Raw genomic sequence first — 1,170 nt, forward strand, 5'->3', positions numbered from 1 at the left:
CAAGTTTTGACTCCAGTCTGGCAAATACCTCTTTAAGTTCGACCAACGTTGCTGGTTTGACTGCATAACCGACAGCGCCAAGCTGCATGGCAGTCATCTGTCGTTCTTCAACGGATATTACGTGGACCGGAATATGCCGCGTGGCAGCGTTTTCTTTCAGGCGGTGAAGCACAGTGAGCCCAGAATGATCTGGCAACCGCATATCCAAAAGAACGGCATCCGGAAAGAATTTCGATGCCAGTTCAACCCCTTCATCTGCACCGTGGGCCACCAGACATTGGTACCCTTGCTCGTGAGCAAGATCATAAAGAACCTGAGCGAAGCGTGCGTCATCCTCCACAACTAGGATCACGCGCTTGTCGAACGGCGCGTATTGGCGATCGTCTGCAAAGGTGGGGATCGAAGCAAGTGAAGCACGGGTATCGCTCGCCGGTGGCGAGGCCGGCATCGCTACTGAAATTGCCTGCACGACCATGGCCGGGAGAATCTCGCCATCGAAACGTTCTGGGATCGTCAACGTGAAGACACTGCCCTTGCCTGGAGCGCTAGTCACGGTGATAGTCCCCCCCAGCAGTTCAGCTAGCTGACGGGAGATCGACAACCCCAACCCAGTGCCGCCAAAACGCCGGTTAATTGAACCGTCTCCTTGATGGAATGCCTCGAAAACACGCTCGATTTGATCAGCTGCAATGCCAATGCCTGTATCGGATATAGCAAACGCGACGCCCCCGCCTGGCTGAGACGAAACCGTCGTCTCCACACGACCGCTCTCCGTAAACTTGATCGCGTTGGCCAACAAGTTTTTTAGTACCTGCTCCAAGCGCTGCTGATCCGTGTATATGATCGGCGCTACCCCCTCTTGCAACTCAACGGAAAATTGGAGCGCTTTCTGGCCCGCGAGTGGCTGAAACGTATTTTTCAGATTCTCGACTAAACGCGCAGTGCTGATTTCGCTGGGAAATAAATCAAATCGGCCCGCTTCGACCTTCGCAATGTCAAGAATGTCGTTGATCAGATGCAGCAAGTCATTGCCCGCAGAATAGATCGACTCAGCGAACTTGACCTGTTCCTGCGTGAGATTTTCACCAGCGTTATCGGCCAAAAGTTTAGATAAAATCAGAGAGCTGTTGAGGGGGGTGCGCAGCTCATGTGACATGTTCGCAAGAAATT

At 53.0% G+C, this 1,170-nt stretch carries 1 protein-coding gene; it reads right to left on the reverse strand.

The features are described 5' to 3' along the window. The coding region (locus ABEH28_RS27250) for an ATP-binding protein (RefSeq protein ID WP_346631562.1) at positions 1-1,170 on the reverse strand (1,170 nt) is incomplete at both ends.

The sequence above is a fragment of the Pseudomonas sp. Ps21-P2 genome, from assembly GCF_039672565.1.
In the GTDB taxonomy this organism is placed as follows: domain Bacteria; phylum Pseudomonadota; class Gammaproteobacteria; order Pseudomonadales; family Pseudomonadaceae; genus Aquipseudomonas.